Origin of the sequence: Haloactinopolyspora sp., from assembly GCF_027324685.1 — a bacterium.
Classification (GTDB): domain Bacteria; phylum Actinomycetota; class Actinomycetes; order Jiangellales; family Jiangellaceae; genus Haloactinopolyspora.
This window is the reverse complement of the sequence record NZ_DAHVSH010000168.1, coordinates 73,027-94,892: the sequence shown is the minus strand read 5'-3', so window position 1 is coordinate 94,892 and position 21,866 is coordinate 73,027. Positions and strand designations below refer to the sequence as shown.

The window sequence follows — 21,866 nt, the reverse complement described above, 5'->3', positions numbered from 1 at the left end:
GGTCACGGCTCGCTGGACCATTCGGCTCTGCTGCTGTTGGTCGAGCAGCTGTCGGGGCGATCGGGCGAGTAGCCACGGGCGGACGTTCGCCGCCGACGCCGACGCTGACCTACACGGTGATGTGGACGTGGTCGTAGTGGTTCGCGGTGTCCGAACCGCGGTCCTCCATCCAGCGCCAGCCCTCGTCGCTGCGCTCGACGGTCCAGATCCGCTGCGACCAGATGACCTCGCTGACGCCGAGCTCGGCGTAGTTGGCCCGGACCCACTCGGCAATGGCGTCGCCCTGCGAACTGCTCGAGATCATGACGTCCAAGGCGCGGCCCTCGCCGTGCGCACCCCCGTCGCCCGGCCGCAGCCCGCCGTAGGATGCGACGTCCGGGAACTCCGCGCACACCGCGCGGTGTACCCGGATGGCCTCGTCCGTGAGGCCCTCCTCGACCTCCGAACCGGACTCACACGGCGCTGAGGAGATACCGTCGTCGGGCTCTTCGGGTTCGGGCTCCTCGGTCTCCGGGACCGGCTCGGTCTTCGACAGATATGCGCCGGCCACCCAGTACGTCTCGTCGTCCAGCAGGATCTGCGTCCAGGAACCGTCCGTCTCGCCGGTGATCGCGACGCGAGTGCCGAACTCCAGGGTCGTGGCGACGCTGGTGTCCTCACCCGGCCCGGTACGCACGTTCAGGCCGGTGGTGACGTACCTGTGCCCGGCGACGGTGGGCTCCGGCGTGGGCGTCGGGGTGGCGGTCTCCGTCGGCGTTTCGGTCTCGGCCTGGGTCGGGGTTTGCGTCGGCGTCGGCGTCGTCGTCTTCGTCGGGCTCTTGGTCTTCGTCGGCGTCGGGGACTTCGTCGGCGTCGGGCTGCGGTCACGGTCGCGGGCCGACATCTGGTCGCGATCCTCGGTGTGCAGATCCGAGGGCAGATCCGACGCCGCCGGCTTACTGCTCTCGCCGTCGGGCCAGAACACCGTTCCGGCCGCGATCGCCGACGCCACGGCAACCGGGGCGGCGATCACCCCCAGCCGACGGGTGAGCGGACGCCGCTTGACGTGCTTGGGGCGGGGAGACGCCAAAGCCTTCTCTCCATCCTGGTATCGAGACCTTTCCGTTACCGGGAGGCAGGCAATCACATTTCGGGCGAAATGTCACAGATTGGATCACGGGCGGTGCATCACGTCCGCGGCATCTGCGCCTGCGACCAGCGCGTTCAGGTCGTCGCTCGAGTTTTTTCGGGTCGCCTCCCGATGGAGATCATCCGGCTCCTCGGGGCCCGATGCGGACAGCCCCGGCAACGGGTCCTGTTCGAGTAGATCTTTGCCGGGCCGTTCCGGCGGCTCGATCGGATACACGCCGTCGAAGCAAGCCCGGCACTGTTGTTCTTTCGGCACGGTGGAGGCCTCGATCAACGCGTCGAGGGTGACGTAGCCCAGCGAGTCCGCACCGATCGAGCGGCAGATCTCGTCCACCGACAGCCCGGTCGCGACGAGCTCGGCGCGCGAGGCGAAGTCGATGCCGTAATAGCACGGCCACGCCACCGGCGGGCTGGAGATGCGGATGTGCACCTCACGAGCGCCGGCTTCGCGAAGCATCCGCACCACGGCCCGCTGAGTGTTGCCGCGCACGATGGAGTCGTCGATGACGACCAGCCGCTTACCGGCGACGATCTCGCGCAACGGGTTGAGCTTGAGGCGAATGCCGAGTTGGCGCAGGGTCTGCGACGGCTGGATGAACGTCCGCCCCACGTAGGCGTTCTTGACCAGCCCCATGCCGTACGGGACGCCGGATTCCTCGGCATAACCCACAGCCGCCGGCGTGCCGGATTCGGGCACCGGGATGACGAGATCGGCCTCGACCGGGTGCTCCCGCGCCAGCCTGCGGCCGATGTCGACCCGGGTCTCATGCACCGACCGCCCGCTGATGTGGGTGTCCGGGCGGGCGAGGTAGACGAACTCGAACAGGCACCCCTTCGGCTCGGCCCGGGCGAAGCGATGTGAGCGCAGCCCGTCGGCGTCGATGGCGACCAGTTCGCCCGGCTCGATCTCGCGCACGAAGGACGCGCCGACGATGTCCAGCCCGGCGGTCTCGCTGGAGACCACCCAGCCTCGTTCGAGCCGCCCGAGCACCAGCGGGCGTACGCCCTGCGGATCGCGGGCGGCGTACAGCGCCGACTCGTCGCTGAAGACCAGCGAGAACGCGCCACGCAGATGCTTGAGCACCTCGATGGCGCTCTGCTCGAGGCTCCGGTCGGCGTACGAGCCCATCAACGCGGTGACCAGCGCGGAGTCGGTGGTGTTGCCGTAACGCAGCTCCCCGACGTCGGTGCCGACACGTTCGTGGACCAGTTCCAGCAACTCGGCGGTGTTCGTGAGGTTGCCGTTGTGCGCCAGCGCGACCGTGCCGGCCGGCGTGGCGCCCAGGGTGGGCTGTGCGTTCTGCCACACGCTGCCGCCGGTGGTGGAGTAACGCGTGTGCCCGACCGCGACATGGCCGATCAACGTGTTGAGGGTGGCTTCGTCGAAGACCTGGCTGACCAGGCCCATGTCCTTGTAGACCAGAGTCTGCTCGCCGTTGCCCACGGCGATGCCCGCCGACTCCTGACCACGGTGTTGCAGGGCGTAGAGCCCGAAATAGGTCAGCTTGGCGACCTCTTCGTCCGGAGCCCATACGCCGAAGATGCCGCAAGCATCTTGAGGACCCTTGTCCTGAGCATTGATGTCGTGCGTCAGCGTTCCATCGGGCCGGGCCACGGGACCAGTGTACGGAGCGGGCCACGACGCGGCGAGCGAACCGGGCGTTGACGACGAAGTCGGCACCAGCGCCGGGGGCGGGCGCTGGTGCCGACTTCGGTCGTATCGGCCGTACGGTCAGTCGGCCGACGAGGCGCTGTCGGCCGAGGCCGGGCTGTTGGCCGAGGCCGGGCTGTTGGCCGATGCAGCCGACGCCGCACTCTGGGCCGACGCTGCGCTGTTCGCCGATGCAGCCGACGCTGCGCTGTTCGCCGATGCAGCCGAGGCCGCACTGTTCGCCGATGCAGCCGACGCTGCGCTGTTCGCCGAGGCAGCGGACTTCGCGGCCTGAGTTTTGCCCGAATCGTCTGCGGTGGCCGGCGCGTCGATCACCGTCGACGACGGACGGCCGTCGTCAGCACTGAACGCCGGAGCCGCCACGACCACGCCGGAGCCGAGACCGAGGGCGGCCATCGTGCCGACGGCGAGCCACTTCCGCTGGACCTTCATCGCAATTCCTCCTCGTAGGACGGCACCGACCTCTGCATCCGGTGCTGACTCCTACCTTCGAAGCCGCAGATGAGCCGATCAGGAGAGCCCGATGAGAGGATTCTCAGCGAGTCGTCGACCACGGTCCGGCGACGGATTCGGCTTGATCGGAAACATCGACTCGCCGAGCGCGGTTGCACGAGTATGAATGTGACGGAGACGACACCTGCACGACCGATCGTCCTGATCACCGGTGCTACCAACGGGCTCGGCCACTGGCTCGCCGTCCGACTGGCCGAACTCGGAGCCGGTGTCATCATCCACGGCCGCGATCCCGACCGTCTCGACGCCACCGCTAGGGCCATGCAGGACGAGGGCGGCGGCAGGCCGCACGGCACGGTCCTGGCGGATCTGGCCGACCTGAGTCAGGTCGACCAGCTTGCCGACGAGGTGCTCAAAGAGTTCGACACTCTCCACGTCCTGGTCAACAATGCCGGTGTCGGCTTCGGCCCGCCCGGTGCTGCCCGCCAGCTCAGCGCTGACGGGCTCGAACTGCGCTTCGCCGTCAACTACCTGGCCGGGTATCACCTGACGAACCGGCTCCTGCCGCTGCTGAAACGCAGCGCGCCAGCTCGGATCGTCAACGTCGCCTCCATCGGGCAGGAGCCGATCGACTTCGACGACCCGATGCTCGAGCACGACTACTCCGGCATCCAGGCCTACCGCCGCAGCAAGCTCGCCCAGATCATGTTCACCATCGATCTGGCCGAGCGGTTGCGCGGCACCGGCGTCACCGCGAACGCCTTGCACCCGGCCAGCCTGATGGACACCGCGATGGTGCGAGAGATGAACTTCACCGCGCTCAGCACGCTCGACGACGGCGGTGAGGCAACGCTGCGGCTGATCAACGACCCGGCGCTGGCTGAGGTCAGTGGACGATTCTACGACCAGACAGTCGACACGCCGCCCCACCCGCAGGCCGCGGATCCCGAGGCCCGCCGACGGCTACGCGAGCTGTCCGACACCCTGATCGCCCAGGCCCTGGGCGCCACACAGCCCGATCGGGAACGGTCGCCGAGCTGACGTGCGAGCCGGGGCCGGGCTGCGTCCGTGTGTCGGCAAACCCTTGGGTCGCAAGGGGTGACACTCGTGGCACGTCGTGACCTCGGTGTCACCCCCTCCGCGTAAACGCCCGCCGCCCTGCCGCTCCACCAGGCCACTGCGCTGTACGGCTCGTGCCGCGTCCGGGACAGGCTCCTAAGCCGACGCCGTCCTCAGGTGGGCCACGATCTGCTCCACCATGTCCTTGGCCGCTTGTGCAGCCTGGCCGTTGCCCGTGAGCAACGCGGGCTGGTCGCCGACATAGCGCTCCGAGAGCAGCGCCCGCGCCTCCAATTGGTCCACCAGGGCCGACTTCACCGCGGGGCGGGACAACGTATCGGGAACCGGGAAGGCGAGGACGTCCAACGGCTCGTGAGCTGCGTCCGGGTAGCGCGCGATCACCCGGCCGATGTCGGGGTCGGTGTCGTTCAAGTGCAGCCACGTGCGCACCACCGGTGGCACACCCGTACTGCCGACGTACACCACCGGCCGGGTCGCACCGACCCGGAGCCAGGCGTAGACCCACGCACCGACACCGGCCAGGGCGCCGTCGCGCACTTGAAGCAGAACGGCTTCGCTCTCCATCCGGGCAGTCTCTCAGCGTCGGTCGACCGCTGTGGCCGCTACTCGCCGGTTTCAGCCGTTCGAGCCATCTCGAGCAGGCGGCGCACGGTGCGTAGGTTCCGGGCCGTGCCGACGACACCGATGCGATCGCCGACGCTCGCCCACAGCTTGCTCTTGCCGACGCCGTCCGGGAAATGCAGAAACAGGTTCGTGCCGATGACGCGGGACTCGTCGCGCCCGGACTCCACGGCCGCGACCTGGTCGATAGCGGCCCGATCGGGCGCCTGCGCCAGGAACATGATCAACAGGCGGCTCGGATCGGCGTCCGGGAACGGGTTCGCCTGTACGGCGTCGGTGACCTCGTCACTACTGCGGACGATGACCGCTACCTCGACCCCGAGCCGCCGCGCGAGTTCCGCCTCGACCGCTGCCGCGAGCTGGAGCTGGTCGAGTTCCGGGGTACCGCTGGTGAACACGACGTTGCCGCTGTTGATGTACGTCGCGACGTCGGTGTGACCGAGCCCTTCGAACAGCGCTCGCAGGTCGGGCATCGCGACCTTGTTGCGCCCGCCGACATTGACGCCTCGAAGCAATGCGATGTATCGGGTCATCGGGCGCCTCCCGTTCAGTCGCCGGCGAGTCGCTGCAGCAGTAAGGCCTCGGCGAGACACACCTTGCCGAACTGTTCGACGTGCAGGCTCTCGTCCACGCCGTGGGCCCGGGAGTCAGGGTCTTCCACGCCCGTGACCAACACCGTGGCGTCGGGAAATTCCCGTTCGAACTCCGCGATGAACGGGATGGAGCCACCAATGCCCAACTGCACCGGCGCTTGACCGAACGCGTCGGCGAATGCCGACTCGGCCGCCCGAAACGCCGGGCTGGACGTATCGAGGTCGCATCCGGCGCCCACCATGCCGTCGGTGATGCTGATCTGGGCGCCGTACTCGGCGTGCGAACGCAGATGGTCGGCGAGCGCATCGAGGGCCGCGCGCGGATCCTGGCTGGGCGCCAGTCGCAAGCTCACCTTCGCCCGAGCCTGGTGCACCACGATGTTGGCCGCATCGGCGACGCTCGGCGCGTCGATCCCGATGACCGAGATCGCCGGGCGGGTCCACAGTCGCTCGGCCAACGAGCCGGTGCCGCTCAGCTCGACACCGTCGAGCACGCCCGCCTCGGCCCGGAACCGTGCCTCGGGGTAGTCGACATCGGGAGCCTCGTCGTGGACCAGGCCGGCCACCGCTACGTCACCGTTGTCGTCGTGCAACGTGCCCAGCAGCCGGCACAGTGCGGTCAACGCGTCGATCACCGGCCCGCCGAAGATACCGGAATGCACCGCGTGGTCGAGGATTCGCAGCTCGACATAGCAGTCGACACCGCCGCGCAGGCTGGTGGTCAAGCCCGGAGTGTCGATGGACCAGTTCACGGAATCGGCCACGACGATGACATCGGCGGCCAGCCGGTCGCGGTACGTGCGCAGGAACGATGTGAACGTGGGCGAGCCGACCTCTTCCTCACCCTCGACGAACAAGACCACACCCACCGGGGGCCGCCCGCCGTAGGCCCGCAGCGCCGCGAGATGGGCAGCGACGCCCGCCTTGTCGTCCGCGGCGCCGCGTCCGTAGATGCGTCCCCCGCGTTCGGTGGGCTCGAACGGGGCACTGCCCCAGGCGTCGGCCGGCCCGGTCGGCTGGACGTCATGGTGGGCGTAGAGCAGCACGGTGGGCGCACCGGGCGGTGCGGGCCAGTTGGCGATGACCGCCGGGGCGCCGCCGTCGACGCTGAGGACGTCGACCTGTGCGGCATTCTCGGCCCGCGCCAGCGCCGCGACCGCCTCCGCACTGGCCCGGACGTCGTCGGCGCGAGCGGGTTCGGCGCTCACGCTGGGGATGCGGACGAGCTTCTCCAGGTCAGCCCGCACGGACGGGAGGATCGCCTCGACGGCGGCAGCAATGTCGTTCATCGCCAGCACTCTAGACGCTCACGCCGACAACGCGGCGTACGTGGCGCAGCGCCAGACCGGCGCCGATCAGCAACGCCGCGGCAGCGAGAAGCGTCAGCCCGCCGGCCGGTGCCCCGGTGTCCGGCAGCGCCGCGCCGGCGTCATCACCGGTTCCCGGCTGGTCCGCGCCACCGTCACCGGCGCCCGCGGCATTGTCGTCGTCGGCCCGGTCGTCGGCATGGTCGTCGCCGGGTTCCTCGGGGTCGTTCGGCTGCTCCGCCTCGCCGGACTCGTCACCGTCACCGGGTTCGTCCGGCTCGTCCGTCCCGTCACCCGGACCGATCCCGACCAGGATCGGATCATGGTCGCTGGCCCGGAACACTGAATTGCCGTCGAACAGCTCGCTGGCGAAGTAGTTGTACCGGGAGTACTCGAACAGCACCGACTCGACGGAGTTGACGTTCCACACGTCCACGCCGCGGATCAGGTCGTCATCCAGCACCGAGGAACTGGCCAGGACGTGGTCCAGCGAACCGACCTTGCCGTCGAAGACGTAGGTCTGCTCGCCGGCGAAGGCCTCGTTGAGGTTCGTGTACCCCGCGTCGTAGAACACCTGCATCGGGTTCTCCTGCGTGTACGCATTGAAGTCCCCGAGCAGGAACACGTCCTGGGTATCCGAGGCCGCGACGAGGTCGTCGGCGAAGGCCACCAGGGCCTCGGCCTGCGCCACCCGGTCGGCGTCGAAGCAGCCTTCGGGCGGGGCCGGGTCGCCGCAGTCACCGCCCTTGGACTTGAAGTGGTTCACGATCGCGAGGAACGTGTACCCGGACCCGCGGACCCGGAATTGTTGAGCCAGCGGCTCGCGAGCATTGGCGAAGGCCGCAGAGCCGGTCAGTACCACCGACTCACCCACCGGCTCGACCGCTGCCGTGCGATAGATGAAGGCGTTGCGGATGACGTCCTGTTCGTCCAGGTCCGGCAGGTCCGCCGGGGACTCGGCATACGCCCACGTGCCGGCACCCGCCGCAGTGTTCAGGGCGGCCACGAGGGTGGCCAGCGCTTCGTCGCGGTCCTGGCCGAACTTCGCCGAATTCTCGATCTCCTCGAGGGATACGACGTCGGCGTCGAGCCCGTTGATCGCCGCGACGATCTTGCCTTCCTGCCGGGCGAGGTTCTCCGGGTCCCACGCACCGCGTGCATCGCAGCCGCCGCTGACACTGATCGGATTGCCGTCGCGGTCGGTGTACGGCTCGCACCCGTCGAGGTCCACACCCAACGTGGTGAAGTAGTTCAGCACGTTGAACGTGGCCAGGGTGACTTCGCCGCCGACGTCTTCCGGCGTGCTGTTGGCTTGGCGCGTGTTGCCCGAGTCGAAGGTGACGACGTCCGGTGCCGGGCCGTCGACCGGCGTCGTGGGCTGAAAGTTCCACTGGAAGCGGTAGTCGAAGATCATGCTCGTGTGGAACGACGCCACGGCCCCGGTGCGCGGCGGCACGTCCGCTGGTAGGTACGGCACCAGGCTGTCGGTGGACGTACGCTCCGAGCGGCCGTCGTCCAGCGTGACAGCGCGAGCCGCGTTGTCGGCCACGGCCGCGTCGTACTCCGGTGACCCTGGCGCGGCGACATCGGTCTCTTGGACCAGCGGCCCGCCGAAGCCGAGACCGATGGAGCCGAACGCGGCGCTACCCCATCCGCCGAGCGCGTAGGTGTCGGACACGACGTAGCCCTCGGCCGGCTGGACGAGCATGCCCTCGAACACCTCACGACGCTCGTCGTCCTCCGGCAGCCGGAACGCGACCGGTTTCACCGCTTCGGCGGCTTCATCGAGCTCCACCACGCCGCCGTCGGCCACCGTGATCTCAGTCAGCCCGTTGAACTCGCTCACCTCGCCGGTGACTTCGACGTAGTCGCCGATCGCGACGTCGTCCACCGTGTCCGGTGAGTAGACGAAGACCGCGTCGGAGGCCGTCCGCTCGTCGAGGTCGGTGTCACCACCGCTGCCCGGGGTCTGGATGTAGTAGCCGTCGAATCCGCCCTCGGAGTAGGCGGCGGTGACCACGCCCGACGTGGTGACCACCTCGCCGACCAGCGGCGATTCCGCGCCCGTTCCCTGAATCTCGGGAATCGTCGCCGGCTGCCCTTCCCCGGGATCATCGTCCGGCGGTTCGTTCACCACGCCGAACGAGGCCGGTACCGGTCCGATCCAGGTGCCGTCGACCTTCTGCAGCGAGTACTCGGCCGGAGTGGACGACCCCTCCTCGACGCCGATGTCAACGCTGGTCATGCCGTCAGCCGGGCGGCCATGGGCTTCGAACGTTCCCTCGTAGGAGAGGAACTCGACGACCTGGCGCTGCCGGTTGGCCAGGACGACGCCGTCGGGCGACCCGTTCTGCAACCCGTTCGTGTCGAACTCGACCACCATCACGCCGGCGCTCGGCACGCTTCCCCGCAGTGTGCGCTGGTCGTAGACCGCCCCGTCGTTGCCGTTGTAGAGCACGATCTGCCAGCCGGTGAGGTTCGTTCCGGGCTCGGCCTGGATCTCGATGGCCTCGCCGATGTCCGTGCCGGCGTTGTCGTAATGGATCTCGCTGATGAACGGGCCTGGCTCGTCCGCACTCGCCGGCTGCGCCGAGCCCACTGGCATGACGATTCCGCCGACCCCGGCCACGACGGCCGCGGTGCACCCGGCGAGTGCCGCCCGCACGGGGCGGCGTCGAATGGTCTCGCGCATCGCGTTACCTCCGGCCGGGCCCGTCGCGCCGGGGCCGGCGATGTTGAGTCGGGGAATGGCGGACGTCAGCTGTCGGAGCTGCCGGCGGAGGTCGAGCCCTTGCGCCTTGACAGCGCGTACAAGACGCCGCCCACGACGAGCACCGCGATACCGATGATCAGCCACCACTGGATGCCGGACGACCCGGTGTCCGGGAGTTCGGTACCGTCGTCGGTACCGGTCTCGTCCCCGGTCTCCGCACCGTCGTCGGTACCGGACACGTCACCGGTCTCCGCACCGTCGTCCGTACCGGACACGTCACCGGTCTCCGCACCGTCGTCCGTACCCGACACGTCACCGGTCTCGTCGCCGGTTTCCGTACCGTCGTCGGTCCCCGACCCCTGCGGGTCCACGGTCACGGGAACGGTGACCGTCGTGCCGGTCTCGGACAAGGTGACCACCAGCTGGGTCTCGGTCGCCGCGGCGAGCTGAGCCCCCTCCGCGGCGAGGTCGTCAGGCACCGTGACGCTGATGTGCGCCCGGCCGACCTCGTCGGTCGTGTCGATGATCGTGTCGTCAACGGTCACCGTGCCGAGATCAACCCCGCCGAGCGTGACCGACGCCGTCTCGTCCACCGGCTCGCTGGTGCTGAACAGCAGCGAGGACAGCTCGAGTTCGAGCTTGTCGCCCGGTTCGTACACCGCGTCGGGATCGCTGACCCAGCTGACCCCGACGGCGCGCTGCGCGTAGTCCGGTGCCGCCGGCGAGTTCGCGGCCAGGTAGTCGACCATGGCCTGCAAGTCGATCTGTCCGGTGTCGGCGACGTCCGTACCCTCGGCCAGGGTCGCGAAGTTGTCGCCGCCGGAGGCCAGGAACGAGTTCGCCACGACGCGGTACTCACCCTCGGGGTCCAGTGGCTGACCGTCGAAGGTCACCGAAGTCACGTGCTCGCCGGCGGCGGCCTGCGGGTCGTAGGTGTAGGTCAGCCCCGCGGAGACGCCGAGCTTGAGGAACGGCCGGCTCGCACCGTCGGGCTGCCATTGCTCCTCCAGCACCTGGACGACCTGCTCGCCGGTCAGGGTCAGGGTGACCAGCGTGTTGGCGAACGGCTGCACCTCGGCGGCCTCGCGGTAGGTGACGTTGCCGTCCGGGTCGCTTTCACCGGTGCCGGCATAGGTCATGTCGGTGCGCAGCCCACCGGGGTTCATCACGGCGATCTGCGTCGCGGGATCGGTCACCTGCGCAGCGGCGAGCTGGACGTCGGCGACGAAGTTGCCCAGCGTCGACTCGCCGCCACGGTTCTCGGTGCCATCACTCTGCTGGGCGCGGTTGAAGTCCGCCGTGATCTCGCCGAGCGACTCCGCGCCGAGCTCCTCGGCCTTGTCGACCGCATCATCGACGATCGCCTGGACCTCGGGGTCGGGCTCGTACTCGGGGTTGGGCACCCAGTTGCCCTCGTCGTCCTCGACGGTCAGGGGCAGGATCGCCGACTCGATCGCGGTGACGGCTTCAGCTTCGGTGTCGTAGGTGAAGCTGAGCTGGTTGAGGTTGTAGCCGTACTGGCCGGCGCTGACGACGGGCCGCTCGGTGACCGTGCGTCCCTCGTCCACCCACTCGGCCACCTCGACGTCGTGGTCGTAGGCCAGGTGCGTGTGCCCGGAGATGATGGCGTCGACGTTGGCGTTCGCGCCGGTGACGATGGCACCGAAGTCCGTGTTCGGGTCGGTGGCGGATTCGACGTCCGTGGTCGCGGCGCCTTCGTGCACGAGCAGGACCACGATGTCCGCGCCGTCGGCCTTGAGCTCGTCGGCGACGCGGTTGGTCTCTTCGACGACGTCGAGGACGTCCACGGAGGCGATGCCGTCCGGGCTGACCAGTTCCGGCAAGTGCTCGGTCACCGCGCCCACGAAGCCCACGGTGACGCCGTCCAGCTCGGTCGTCCACGACTCCGCCAGGTCTTCCAGCTCGGCGTTCTCGCACCCGTGTGTCTGGCCGCTCTTGACCTTGACGTTCGCGCCCAGGTATTCCCAGCTAGCGCGCGGGATGACGCGATCGACCAGGTCGCAGTAGCCCTTGTCGAACTCGTGATTGCCCACTGCGCTGACGTCGAGGCCCGCCGCATTGAGCGCGTCGATGGTGGGATTGTCGTCATCGACGAAAGAGACGAACGTCGAGGCGCCGATCAGGTCGCCGGCGGCGGCGAACACCGTGTTCGGGTTGTCGCCGCGGATCTCGTCCACTGCGCCAGCCAGTAGCGCTGCACCCGCGGCTTGGCCGTCAGCCTCGAGGCGTCCGTGGAAATCGTTGATACCGAGAATGTCCACATCGACGGTCTCCCCCGGCTCGTCCATGGCGGCGGACGGCACCGACAACAAGCCGCTCGTCGCGAGGCCGAAGGCGGCGCCGACGGCGCCTACACGATAAAGACGCCTGGTCAGGCGCATGAGTAACCTCCGTATGACAACGTCGACGGCAGCGACCGTATCGGCTGCACATGAACGACGGGCGTACGCCACGACACAGGTTGTCGATACCTGACTCCGACGTCAATAGCGAATGCACTGCCGGAATGTCACCAGTCGGTTTCGTCGACGGTGCTCAGAGTTTGCGCGCGACCCCACCGGCCATCAGGTGATCGACCTCGTTGCGCTGCTTGAGCTGGGGACCGTCCGGCCACCATTCGACGCACGGCACCACACCAGGCGGCAACAACTCCAACCCGGTGAACAGCTCCTCGATCTGTGCCTTGGTCCGGAACGTCGCGGCGCCCACACCCTGACGCATGATCTGCTCGACCTCGCGAGCCATCGGCGTGTACTCGTTCTCCGGGTCGTGCATGTGCGCGATCGCGACGTACGAACCGGGCGCCAGCGCGTCGACGTACTCGCGCATGATCTTCGCCGGTCCGTCGGCGGCGCCCACGTGGTAGTGCAGCGTGCTGATGTGCAGCAGCCCGACCGGCTCGGACAGGTCGAGGTGCTCTCGCACCTCCTTGTTCTGCAGAACCTGCTGCGGCTCGAAGACGTCGGCTCCGGCGAGGAACGTCTTCTCGTTGTCGGCCAGCAGGGCGCGGCCGTGGGCCATGACCACCGGGTCGTTGTCGATGTAGACCACGCGCGCGTCCGGATTCACCCGCTGCAGCACCTCGTGGGTGTTCTCAGCCGTCGGCAGCCCGGAACCACAGTCGATGAACTGGGTGATGTCGGTCTGATAGGCCAGGAACCGAGCGACCCGGATCAAGAAGGCGCGCGCAGCTCGCGCCAAGTCGATGACGTGCGGCGCGGCCTGCTGAACCTGGGCGAGCATCGCACGGTCGATCTCGTAGTTGTCTTTGCCACCCAGCGCGGCGTCGTACATGCGCGCCACGCTCGGGCGCGTGGGATCGACACCGACAGGCGGCACCTTGTCAGCCGAGTCGGCAGGGGTCATTTCTGCTGCCTCCGGTCATCGTGATCAAGTCGAGTGGGGATCCAGCGTAAACCGCCACGTCGACTCCGAACACCCCGCACTGCCGCTCATTCGGAAACGACGAGAACTGCACTGGTCACCGCGAGTCATCACCGATGAACACGGCGGCCGGAACGTCACGGCTTGCGACCCACGCCACCGGCGAACAGGAAGTGCGTCTCGTCCGGCTGCTTCAGTTTCGGGCCCTCGGGCCACCAGTCCACGACCGGTACGACGCCGGGCGGCATCATCTCCAGGCCCGGGAACAACTCTTCGATTTCGGACATGGTCCGGAACGTGCCACTGCCCAGATCGCCTTCGGACAACACGCGCTCGAAGTCCCGCGCCTTCTCGGTGTACTCGTTCTCCGGGTCGCAGAAATGCCCGATGGCCACGAACGAGCCGGACGGCAGCGCGTCGACGTACTCCTTCATGATCTGGGCCGGTTCGTGCCGCTCACCCACGTGATGGTGCAGCGTACTGATCTGCAGCAGGGCGACCGGTTCACTGAGGTCCAAGTGCCGCTGCACGATCGGGTGCTCGAGCACCTGACGCGGTTGGAACAGGTCGGCATCGGCGAGGAACGTCTGATCGTTGTCCTCGAGCAGGGCGCGGCCGTGGGCCAGCACCACCGGGTCGTTGTCGATGTAGACCACGCGCGCGTCGGGGTCCATACGCTGCACGACCTGATGGGTGTTCTCAGCCGTCGGCAATCCGGAACCACAGTCGATGAACTGGGTGATGTCGGTCTGCTGGGCCAGAAACCGGGCCACCCGGATGAGGAAGTTCCGTCCGGTCCACGCGAATTCGACGACCTGCGGGAAGACCTCTTTGAGCTCGGCGAGAACGGCACGGTCGACTTCGTAGTTGTCCTTGCCGCCGAGGCCGGCGTCATACACCCGGGCGATACTGGGCCGAGTGGGGTCGACACCTACGGGCGGGCGGGCACTTCCCGACGAAGCGGGCGTCATCTTCTGCCTCCGGTACATCGCTGGAGCGGATGGCTCGACAGCCTAATACGGATCGCGCCGTACCCGATCTTGGCACCGAGAAGTCGTCGTCGATTCGAGCCGAGCGGATCGGTCAACGCGACGGCGCACTCGAATCGCGGACGATGAGCTCCGGCTCGAACACCACCTGCCGGTGCTCGTGGTCGGCCTCGCTGGTCTCAGCCAGGAGCAGCTCCGCCGCCGTGCGGCCGAGCAACTGCCGGGGCTGGCGGACCGACGACAACGGCACCGCCGCGGCAGCGGCGAAGTCGATGTCGTCGTAGCCGACGATCGCGACGTCGTGCGGCACCCGCAGACCCGCATGAGTCAGCGCCTGCAGCACCCCGAGCGCGACGAGGTCATTGGCACAGAACACCGCCGAGGGCAGCTCAGTACGTGGCAGCGCGGCGATCTGGTCACCGGCCTCCCGGCCGGCGGCGACGTTGAGGGCCGGCGTGGTCATGACATCCATGCGCACGTCGGCGGTGCCGGAGTTGATCGCCGACAGCGCCCCGTCGTAGCGCTCTTGCACCTGCCGCAACGCGAAGGGCCCGCCGACGAACAGGATCTGCTGGTGCCCGGCGTCGATCAGGTGTTCCGCAGCGAGCCGGCCACCGAGAAGGTCGTCGACGGCCACCGAACACTCCTCGCCCGGCTTCCCGGGCCGGTCGAACAGGACGACGGGGGTGCCTCGCTCGCGAAGCGCGGCGATCCGCCCGTCGGATTCGTCGATGGGGTTGATGAGCACGCCTTGAACCCGCATCTCGGCCAGCAGGGCCAGATGCGATTCCTCCTTGTGGTGGTCCTCGTCGGTGTTGCAGAGAATCACCGCGAGGCCTTCACGGTTCGCCACCTCTTCGACGCCGCGGGCGACGTCGGTGAAGAACGGGTTCGCGACGTCGAGCACGACCAGCCCGATGGTCCTGCTGCGCCCCACGCGCAACTGGCGAGCGGAGTCGTTGCGGACGAAGCCGAGTTCCGAGATCGCGGCATGGACCCGTTCCCTGGTCTGCTCGGCCACCAACTCGGGACGATTGAGCACGTTCGACACGGTGCCGACCGACACGCCCGCGCGGACCGCGACCTCACGGATATTCGGAGAGGAGCCAGCCATCTCGGCAGCTTACTGCGTCGCTGCATCGGCGCGGCCGACACCGGCCACTTGACGGCGCCGGATCGGCAGGCGTAGGTTCCCTCACGAGATGAAACGATTCATAGCGTGGTGTGTCCAGGTGGGCCGCCCCGCTGTCACGCGGCAGCGCAACCACGGGGACGCCGGCCGTTCGGGCCGGCGAACGGAGGCGTAATGAGCTCTCACGAGACGGTCAAGGCGGCGGTGCGTGGACTGGGGGTGGAGACGGCGTCGTGGGCCTACGCGAACTCCGGCACCCGCTTCAAGGTCTTTCCGCAACCCGGGGTACCCCGAGACCCGTACGAGAAGATCGACGACGCCGCCCAGGTCCACCGCTTCACCGGCGCGGCGCCGTCGGTGGCGCTGCACATCCCGTGGGACAAGGTCGACGACTACGACGCTCTGGCCCGCCACGCGAGCGCCCGAGGCGTACGCCTCGGCACGATCAACGCGAACGTCTTCCAGGACGAGGACTACCGGCTCGGCAGCGTCACCAACCCGGACCCGGCGGTACGCCGTAAGGCGGTCGACCATCTGCTCGAGTGCATCGACATCATGGACGCCACCGGCTCCCGCGACCTCAAGCTGTGGTTCGCCGACGGCACCAACTACCCCGGCCAGGACAGCATCCGCGCCCGGCAGGACCGGCTGGCCGAGGCGCTGGACGAAACGTACCGGCGACTGGGCGACCAGCAACGCATCCTGCTGGAGTACAAGCTGTTCGAGCCGTCGTTCTACACCACCGACGTGCCCGACTGGGGCACGTCTTACGCGCACTGCCTGCGCCTCGGCGAGCGGGCCCAGGTCGTCATCGACACCGGGCACCACGCACCGGGGACGAACATCGAGTTCATCGTGGCGTTCCTGCTGCGCGAACGGAAACTCGGCGGCTTCGACTTCAACTCCCGGTTCTACGCCGACGATGACCTCATGGTCGGCGCCGCGGACCCGTTCCAGCTGTTCCGGATCATGCACGAGATCGTCGCCGCGGGTGCACACGCGCCCGAACACGGCATCGCCTTCATGCTCGACCAATGTCACAACATCGAGCCCAAGATCCCGGCCGTCATCCGCTCGGTCATGAACGTCCAGGAAGCCACCGCCAAAGCGCTGCTCGTCGACGCCGACGCGTTGGCGACGGCCCAGCGCGACGGCGATGTCCTGGGCGCGAACGCGGTCCTGATGGACGCCTTCAACACCGACGTGCGGCCGCTGCTGGCCGAGATGCGCCAGGAGCAGGGGCTCGATCCGGATCCCATGGCGGCCTACCAGCGGTCGGGCTACTTCGACACGATCCGGGCCGAGCGGGTGGGCGGCGTTCAGGCCGGCTGGGGTGCATGAGTCCGTGCCGCGCTACTGCCTCGTCGGCCAGGTACGACCGGACCGGCTGGACGAATATCGTCGGCGACATGCCGAGGTCTGGCCCGAGCTGCTCAACGCGCTGAAGGATGCCGGATGGCGCCAGTACTCCCTGTTCCTCGGTACTGACGGTCTGCTGGTGGGTTACGTCGAGGCCGACGACCTCGCCGCTGCACAGGCCGCCGTCGAAGCCACCGAGGTCAACGCCGCCTGGCAACGCGAGATGTCCGACCTGTTCGCCGGTCTGGACGGCCAACCCCCCGACCAGAACTGGCGGCTGCTCGACGAAGTCTTCAACCTCGACGACCAATTGGCCGCCGCACGATCCGGCCCCGACGCGAGGCCGACCGAACCCGGGAAGGACCGATGAACGCGACTCCACCGGCCGTGGCCGAACTCGTCCAGCGAAGTCATCGGCTGGGCGCTGACCCGCGCAACACGAACTACGCCGGCGGCAACACGTCGGCCAAGGCTACGGCGACCGACCCCGTCACCGGCGACGACGTCGAACTGCTGTGGGTCAAGGGTTCCGGTGGCGATCTGGGCACGCTGAGCGAGCAGGGGCTGGCCGTGCTCCGCCTGGACCGGATGCGCGCGCTACCCGGGGTTTACGCGGGGGTGGAGCGCGAGGACGAGATGGTGGCGGCGTTCGACTACTGCCTGCACGGCAAGGGTGGCGCGGCGCCGTCCATCGACACCGCCATGCACGGACTGCTCGATGCCGCCCATGTGGATCACCTGCACCCGGACGCGGGGATCGCGCTGGCCACCGCGGCCGATGGCAAGGCGCTGACCAGGCAATGCTTCGGCGACCGGGTGCTGTGGGTGCCGTGGCGGCGACCCGGATTCCAGCTCGGGCTGGACATCGCCGCCATCGCGGCCGACAACCCGCAGGCGATCGGCTGCATCCTCGGCGGCCACGGGATCACCGCGTGGGGTGCCACCAGCGCCGAGTGTGAAGCGAACTCGTTGGAGATCATCCGCACCGCGGAACGGTTCCTCGCCGAGAACGGCGTGGCCGAGCCGTTCGGGCCCGTCCTGGCCGGCTTCGAGGCCCTGCCCGAGGCGCAGCGCCGCGAACGCGCCGCCGCGCTGGCGCCGATGTTGCGGGGGCTGGCCTCCACCGACCGTCGGCAGGTCGGGCACTTCACCGACAGCGACGTCGTGCTGGACTTCCTCAGCCGCGAGAAACTGCAGACGCTGGCCGAGCGGGGTACCTCCTGCCCGGACCACTTCCTGCGCACGAAGGTCCGCCCGCTGGTGCTGGACCTGCCCGCGACGGCGCCGCTCGACGACGTCATCGCCCGGCTGCGAGAACTGCATGCCGAATACCGCGAGCAGTACGCGGCCTATTACCAGCGCTACGCCACCGCCGACAGTCCACCGATGCGTGGCGCCGACCCGGCGATCGTGCTGGTCCCCGGCGTCGGCATGTTCAGCTTCGGCAAGGACAAGCAGACCGCCCGGGTCGCCGGGGAGTTCTACGTCAACGCGATCAACGTGATGCGCGGCGCCGAGGCGGTCTCCACGTACACGCCGATTCCGGAGAGCGAGAAGTTCCGGATCGAGTACTGGGCGCTGGAAGAGGCGAAACTCCAGCGCATGCCCAAGCCGAAGCCGCTGGCCACGCGGGTCGCGCTGGTGACCGGAGCCGGTTCGGGCATCGGGCGGGCCATCGCACACCGACTGGCCGCCGAAGGCGCGTGCGTGGTGGTGGCCGACCTCGACGGTGACTCGGCAGCCGCGGTCGCCGGTGAGATCGGCGGGGCCGACGTGGCGGTGCCGGTCACCGCGGACGTCACCGACGAAGACCAGGTCGCCGCTGCGATCCGGCACGCGGCGCTGGCCTTCGGCGGCGTCGACCTGGTGGTGAACAATGCCGGGTTGTCGATCTCGAAACCGCTGCTGGAGACCACCACGCGCGATTGGGACCTGCAGCACGACGTCATGGCCAGGGGGTCGTTCCTGGTCTCTCGCGAGGCCGCGCGGGTGATGATCGAGCAGGGCCTCGGCGGCGACATCGTCTACATCGCGAGCAAGAACGGCGTGTTCGCCGGGCCGAACAACGTCGCCTACGGCGCAACCAAGGCCGACCAGGCGCATCAGGTGCGGTTGCTCGCCGCCGAGTTGGGCGAGCACGGCATCCGGGTCAACGGCGTCAACCCCGACGGCGTCGTCCGGGGCTCGGGCATCTTCGCCGGCGGTTGGGGCGCGCAACGCGCCGCCGTGTACGGCGTCCCCGAGGACGAGCTCGGCGCGTTCTACGCCCAGCGCACGCTGCTCAAGCGGGAGGTCCTGCCCGAACACGTCGCCAATGCCGTCCTCGCGCTGACCGCGGGCGAGCTCAGCCACACCACCGGGTTGCACGTCCCGGTCGACGCCGGGGTGGCCGCCGCGTTCCTGCGCTGATCCCATCGGTGATCGTTGGCGCGAATCGGTCGCCAGGGGAACCGGAATCCGCCAACGATCACGTCGAAGGAAGGAGAGAGGCGGTGCCCGAGTCCACCGTCGCCGCCGTCGACCTCGGCGCGTCCAGCGGTCGCGTCATGCTCGCGCGGGTCGGCCGCGACCGGCTCGACCTGACCGAGGTCCACCGGTTCGCGAACGTTCCGGTGCGACTTCCCGACGGGCTGCACTGGGACATCCTCCGGATCTACCGCGACGTGCTGGACGGGCTGGCCGCCGCGCGTCGTGCCGCCGACGGCGAAGTGGACAGCATCGGGATCGACTCCTGGGCGGTGGACTACGGGCTGCTCGACGCGCGGGGCGCCCTGCTGGGCAACCCCTACCACTACCGTGACACCCGCACCGACGGGGCGGCCGAGACCGTGCACGCGCAGATCGGCGTCGACGACCTCTATGCCACCACCGGCCTGCAGTTCCTGCCGTTCAACACCATCTATCAGCTGGCCGTCGAAGGCCCGGTGCTTCAGCAGGCCAGCCGGGTGGCGCTCATCCCCGATCTGCTGACGTACTGGCTGACCGGGCGGCACGGGGTGGAGATGACGAACGCCTCGACGACCGGGCTGTTCGATGCTCGACGCCGGGCCTGGGCCGACGACGTCATCCGCCGGGTTGGCCTGCCGCTGGGCCTGTTCGGCGAGCTGCGCCCGCCCGGTGTCGTGCTGGGGCCGCTGCTGGCTGGGGTACGAGACGACACCGGGTTGCCCGAGTCCACCGTCGTCACCGCCGTGGGCTCGCACGATACGGCGTCGGCCGTGGTCGGCGTCCCCGCCGCCGACGAGCGGTTCGCCTATGTGTCGTGCGGAACGTGGTCCCTGGTCGGTGTGGAGCTCGACCAGCCGGTACTCACCGACGCCGGGCGCGCGGCGAACTTCACCAACGAGCTGGGCGTCGACAACACCGTCCGGTACCTGCGCAACGTGATGGGGCTGTGGTTGCTCAGCGAGTCCATCGCCGTTTGGGAACGCGCCGGGCTGGTCAGCGACCTGCCGACGCTGCTGGCGATGGCCGCCGAAGCCGGCCCGGGCGGTCCGGTGATCGACCCGGACGACCCGGTTTTCCTGCCACCCGGCGACATGCCGGCCCGCATCGAGGACGCGTGCCGCCGCGCAGGGCTGCCCGTGCCGACCGGGCAAGGTGCGCTCGTACGGTGCATCCTCGACAGCCTCGCCGCGGCGTACTCCCGGACTGTGCGCGAGGCGGTGGCGTTGTCCGGGCGCGACGTCGACGCCGTCCACCTCGTCGGTGGTGGCGCGCAGAACGAGCTGTTGTGCCAGCTCACCGCCGATGCCTGCGGATTGCCGGTGGTGGCCGGGCCGGTGGAGGCGACGGCGCTGGGCAACGTCTTGGTCCAAGCCCGTGCGCTGGGTGCGATCAGCGGTGACCGGTGGAGCATGCGGGCGCTGATCCGCGCCACTCACCCCACCCGCCGCTACGAGCCTCGCAGTCCTTTTCGACCACAGCGTCACCCCCGCCGATGACGACGTCCGAGCCCGCTGGGATCCTCAGCACACTGCGGTTCTTCGCCCGGCACCTCCGCTAAGCTCCCGGGCGTGATCCAGCCAACCACCGCGGCCCGGCTTTCTCGCCGGCTGGCCGCTGCCCAGTCCGAGGCCCGGCTCCCATCGATCGTCGGTGGGCTGATCCGTGGCGGGGAGCTGATCTGGTCCGACGCGCACGGCACTATCGACGGCCGCGCCAACGGCCACGAGGTCGACGAGCACACGCAGTACCGCATCGGATCGATCACCAAGACTCTGGTGGCCGTGGTCGTGATGCGATTGCGGGACGAGGGCGCGCTGGACCTCGCCGATCCGTTCGAGCGCCACGTGCCCGGCACCCCGATCGGTCACGTCACCATCGCTCAACTACTGTCGCACTGCTCGGGGCTGAAGGCGGAGACCGACGGGCCGTGGTGGGAACGCACCCCCGGCGATCAGTGGCGCGCGCTGGCCGAACAGCTCGACCTGCGGCACCCGCCGGGGCAGCGGTTCCACTACTCCAACGTCGGCTACGCCGCACTCGGCGAGCTGATCGCCCGCCTACGCGGCAGCTCCTGGTCGCGCGCGGTGTCCGAAGAGTTGCTCGAACCTCTGGGCATGGACCGCACGACGAAACGTCCGGTGGCTCCGCACGCACACGGGCTCGCGGTGCATCCGTTCGCCGACGTCGTGCTCGCCGAACCCGAGCACGACGCCGGGGCGATGGCGCCGGCCGGCCAGCTGTGGTCGACGTTGCGCGACCTGGCTCGCTGGGCCGGCTTCCTCGCCGGACACACGCAGGGACTGCTCAGTCCGGACACGCTCGCTGAGATGCGCGTACCGATGGTCATCGACGACATCCCCGGCGTCGCGTGGACCGCCGCGCACGGCCTGGGCGTTCAGGTGTGGAACATCGACGGCCAGCGCTTCGTCGGCCACGGTGGTTCGATGCCCGGGTTCCTGGCGACGGTACGCGTGGACGTCGAATCCGGCGACGGCGTCGTCCTGTTCACGAACTCCACGACCGGCCTGCCGCGAGATCTGGCCTCCGGCCTGTTGGCCGAGGTGGCCCAGGCCGAGCCCACGCCGATCCAGCCATGGCACGTGACGCAGCTGCCGACGGGCACGCTCGACCTGGTCGGGCCGTGGTACTGGGGCCCGGCACCGTTCGACGTCCGCGCCGGTGACGACGACCTGCTGCGGCTCGCGCCCCGGGAGGGGACGTCGCGAGCGTCACGGTTCCGGCCGGTCGGACGCGACCGCTGGATCGGACTGGACGGTTATTTCGCCGGCGAGCCGCTGGTGGTGATCCGGCGTTCCGACGGGTCGGTCAGTCACCTCGACCTCGCATCGTTCCGGTTCACCCGCACGCCCTACGCCCCGGACGCGGACGTGCCCGGCGGTGTGGATCCCGCGGGGTGGCACTGACCGCACCGATCCCACCCGGCGGGCCCGGGCTGGAGATCATAG

17 protein-coding genes are annotated in these 21,866 nt (G+C 69.0%); 7 read left to right on the top strand and 10 right to left on the bottom strand.

The features are described from left to right. Positions 1 to 109 precede the first annotated feature (109 nt). Complete coding sequence (locus tag M6444_RS18545) at positions 110 to 1,069, bottom strand: SH3 domain-containing protein (RefSeq protein WP_298330897.1); 960 nt, start codon at positions 1,067 to 1,069, stop codon at positions 110 to 112. Between the two features lie 84 nt (positions 1,070 to 1,153). Beyond that, a complete protein-coding gene (purF, locus tag M6444_RS18540; protein WP_298330894.1) occupies positions 1,154 to 2,743 on the bottom strand; it encodes an amidophosphoribosyltransferase in 1,590 nt (529 codons plus the stop codon). A gap of 7 nt (positions 2,744 to 2,750) precedes the next feature. On the opposite strand from purF, the gene M6444_RS18535 reads away from it, so the two are divergent. Both M6444_RS18535 and M6444_RS18530 read left to right on the top strand, forming a co-directional pair. Then, positions 2,751 to 3,074: a hypothetical protein gene (locus tag M6444_RS18535; protein ID WP_298330891.1), complete on the top strand. Its 324-nt coding sequence runs from the start codon at positions 2,751 to 2,753 to the stop codon at positions 3,072 to 3,074. A gap of 341 nt (positions 3,075 to 3,415) precedes the next feature. After that, a complete protein-coding gene (locus M6444_RS18530; protein ID WP_298330888.1) occupies positions 3,416 to 4,294 on the top strand; it encodes an SDR family NAD(P)-dependent oxidoreductase in 879 nt (292 codons plus the stop codon). A gap of 174 nt (positions 4,295 to 4,468) precedes the next feature. Here M6444_RS18530 and M6444_RS18525 read toward each other — a convergent pair whose 3' ends face one another. The 8 genes from M6444_RS18525 to M6444_RS18490 form a co-directional block, all read right to left on the bottom strand. Then, positions 4,469 to 4,897, bottom strand: coding sequence for a hypothetical protein (locus M6444_RS18525; RefSeq protein WP_298330884.1), 429 nt, complete (start codon positions 4,895 to 4,897; stop codon positions 4,469 to 4,471). A 38-nt stretch (positions 4,898 to 4,935) separates the two neighbouring features. Continuing rightward, entirely contained in the window at positions 4,936 to 5,487 is a 552-nt protein-coding gene (locus M6444_RS18520; RefSeq protein ID WP_298330881.1) for a DUF1697 domain-containing protein, read from the bottom strand. A 14-nt stretch (positions 5,488 to 5,501) separates the two neighbouring features. Further along, positions 5,502 to 6,836, bottom strand: a complete 1,335-nt coding sequence (locus tag M6444_RS18515) for a dipeptidase (RefSeq protein ID WP_298330879.1) — start codon at positions 6,834 to 6,836, stop codon at positions 5,502 to 5,504. Positions 6,837 to 6,846: 10 nt separating this feature from the next. Continuing rightward, positions 6,847 to 9,546, bottom strand: a complete 2,700-nt coding sequence (locus M6444_RS18510) for an ExeM/NucH family extracellular endonuclease (protein WP_298330877.1) — start codon at positions 9,544 to 9,546, stop codon at positions 6,847 to 6,849. A gap of 65 nt (positions 9,547 to 9,611) precedes the next feature. Further along, positions 9,612 to 11,969, bottom strand: coding sequence for a 5'-nucleotidase C-terminal domain-containing protein (locus tag M6444_RS18505; RefSeq protein WP_298330874.1), 2,358 nt, complete (start codon positions 11,967 to 11,969; stop codon positions 9,612 to 9,614). Between the two features lie 154 nt (positions 11,970 to 12,123). Next, positions 12,124 to 12,954: an SAM-dependent methyltransferase gene (locus M6444_RS18500; RefSeq protein ID WP_298330871.1), complete on the bottom strand. Its 831-nt coding sequence runs from the start codon at positions 12,952 to 12,954 to the stop codon at positions 12,124 to 12,126. Between the two features lie 155 nt (positions 12,955 to 13,109). Beyond that, positions 13,110 to 13,943 carry an SAM-dependent methyltransferase gene (locus M6444_RS18495; protein ID WP_298330868.1) on the bottom strand — a complete coding sequence of 278 codons (834 nt, stop codon included), beginning with the start codon at positions 13,941 to 13,943 and terminating at the stop codon, positions 13,110 to 13,112. Positions 13,944 to 14,055: 112 nt separating this feature from the next. Further along, entirely contained in the window at positions 14,056 to 15,075 is a 1,020-nt protein-coding gene (locus tag M6444_RS18490) for a LacI family DNA-binding transcriptional regulator (protein ID WP_298330864.1), read from the bottom strand. Between the two features lie 192 nt (positions 15,076 to 15,267). Here M6444_RS18490 and rhaI point away from each other — a divergent pair, with 192 nt between their 5' ends. The 5 genes from rhaI to M6444_RS18465 all read left to right on the top strand — a co-directional run bounded on the left by rhaI (position 15,268) and on the right by M6444_RS18465 (position 21,824). Further along, positions 15,268 to 16,434, top strand: coding sequence for an L-rhamnose isomerase (rhaI, locus tag M6444_RS18485; protein ID WP_298330862.1), 1,167 nt, complete (start codon positions 15,268 to 15,270; stop codon positions 16,432 to 16,434). A 4-nt stretch (positions 16,435 to 16,438) separates the two neighbouring features. After that, on the top strand, positions 16,439 to 16,822 hold the full coding sequence (locus M6444_RS18480) for an L-rhamnose mutarotase (RefSeq protein WP_363326426.1): 384 nt from the start codon (positions 16,439 to 16,441) through the stop codon (positions 16,820 to 16,822). Further along, positions 16,819 to 18,861 carry a bifunctional aldolase/short-chain dehydrogenase gene (locus M6444_RS18475; RefSeq protein ID WP_298330856.1) on the top strand — a complete coding sequence of 681 codons (2,043 nt, stop codon included), beginning with the start codon at positions 16,819 to 16,821 and terminating at the stop codon, positions 18,859 to 18,861. Before M6444_RS18480 ends, M6444_RS18475 begins: the two co-directional genes overlap by 4 nt. Before the next feature lie 83 nt (positions 18,862 to 18,944). After that, complete coding sequence (locus tag M6444_RS18470; RefSeq protein ID WP_298330853.1) at positions 18,945 to 20,396, top strand: rhamnulokinase family protein; 1,452 nt, start codon at positions 18,945 to 18,947, stop codon at positions 20,394 to 20,396. Positions 20,397 to 20,468: 72 nt separating this feature from the next. Continuing rightward, entirely contained in the window at positions 20,469 to 21,824 is a 1,356-nt protein-coding gene (locus tag M6444_RS18465) for a serine hydrolase domain-containing protein (protein ID WP_298330850.1), read from the top strand. Positions 21,825 to 21,866 lie beyond the last annotated feature (42 nt).

Excerpts from the sequence above, each read along its gene's own strand:
- M6444_RS18530 (WP_298330888.1), top strand. The coding sequence starts at position 3,416 with ATGAATGTGACGGAGACGACACCTGCACGACCGATCGTCCTGATCACC.
- M6444_RS18525 (WP_298330884.1), bottom strand. The coding sequence starts at position 4,897 with ATGGAGAGCGAAGCCGTTCTGCTTCAAGTGCGCGACGGCGCCCTGGCC.
- M6444_RS18520 (WP_298330881.1), bottom strand. The coding sequence starts at position 5,487 with ATGACCCGATACATCGCATTGCTTCGAGGCGTCAATGTCGGCGGGCGC.
- M6444_RS18515 (WP_298330879.1), bottom strand. The coding sequence starts at position 6,836 with ATGAACGACATTGCTGCCGCCGTCGAGGCGATCCTCCCGTCCGTGCGG.
- M6444_RS18510 (WP_298330877.1), bottom strand. The coding sequence starts at position 9,546 with ATGCGCGAGACCATTCGACGCCGCCCCGTGCGGGCGGCACTCGCCGGG.
- M6444_RS18505 (WP_298330874.1), bottom strand. The coding sequence starts at position 11,969 with ATGCGCCTGACCAGGCGTCTTTATCGTGTAGGCGCCGTCGGCGCCGCC.
- M6444_RS18500 (WP_298330871.1), bottom strand. The coding sequence starts at position 12,954 with ATGACCCCTGCCGACTCGGCTGACAAGGTGCCGCCTGTCGGTGTCGAT.
- M6444_RS18495 (WP_298330868.1), bottom strand. The coding sequence starts at position 13,943 with ATGACGCCCGCTTCGTCGGGAAGTGCCCGCCCGCCCGTAGGTGTCGAC.
- M6444_RS18490 (WP_298330864.1), bottom strand. The coding sequence starts at position 15,075 with ATGGCTGGCTCCTCTCCGAATATCCGTGAGGTCGCGGTCCGCGCGGGC.
- rhaI (WP_298330862.1), top strand. The coding sequence starts at position 15,268 with ATGAGCTCTCACGAGACGGTCAAGGCGGCGGTGCGTGGACTGGGGGTG.
- M6444_RS18475 (WP_298330856.1), top strand. The coding sequence starts at position 16,819 with ATGAACGCGACTCCACCGGCCGTGGCCGAACTCGTCCAGCGAAGTCAT.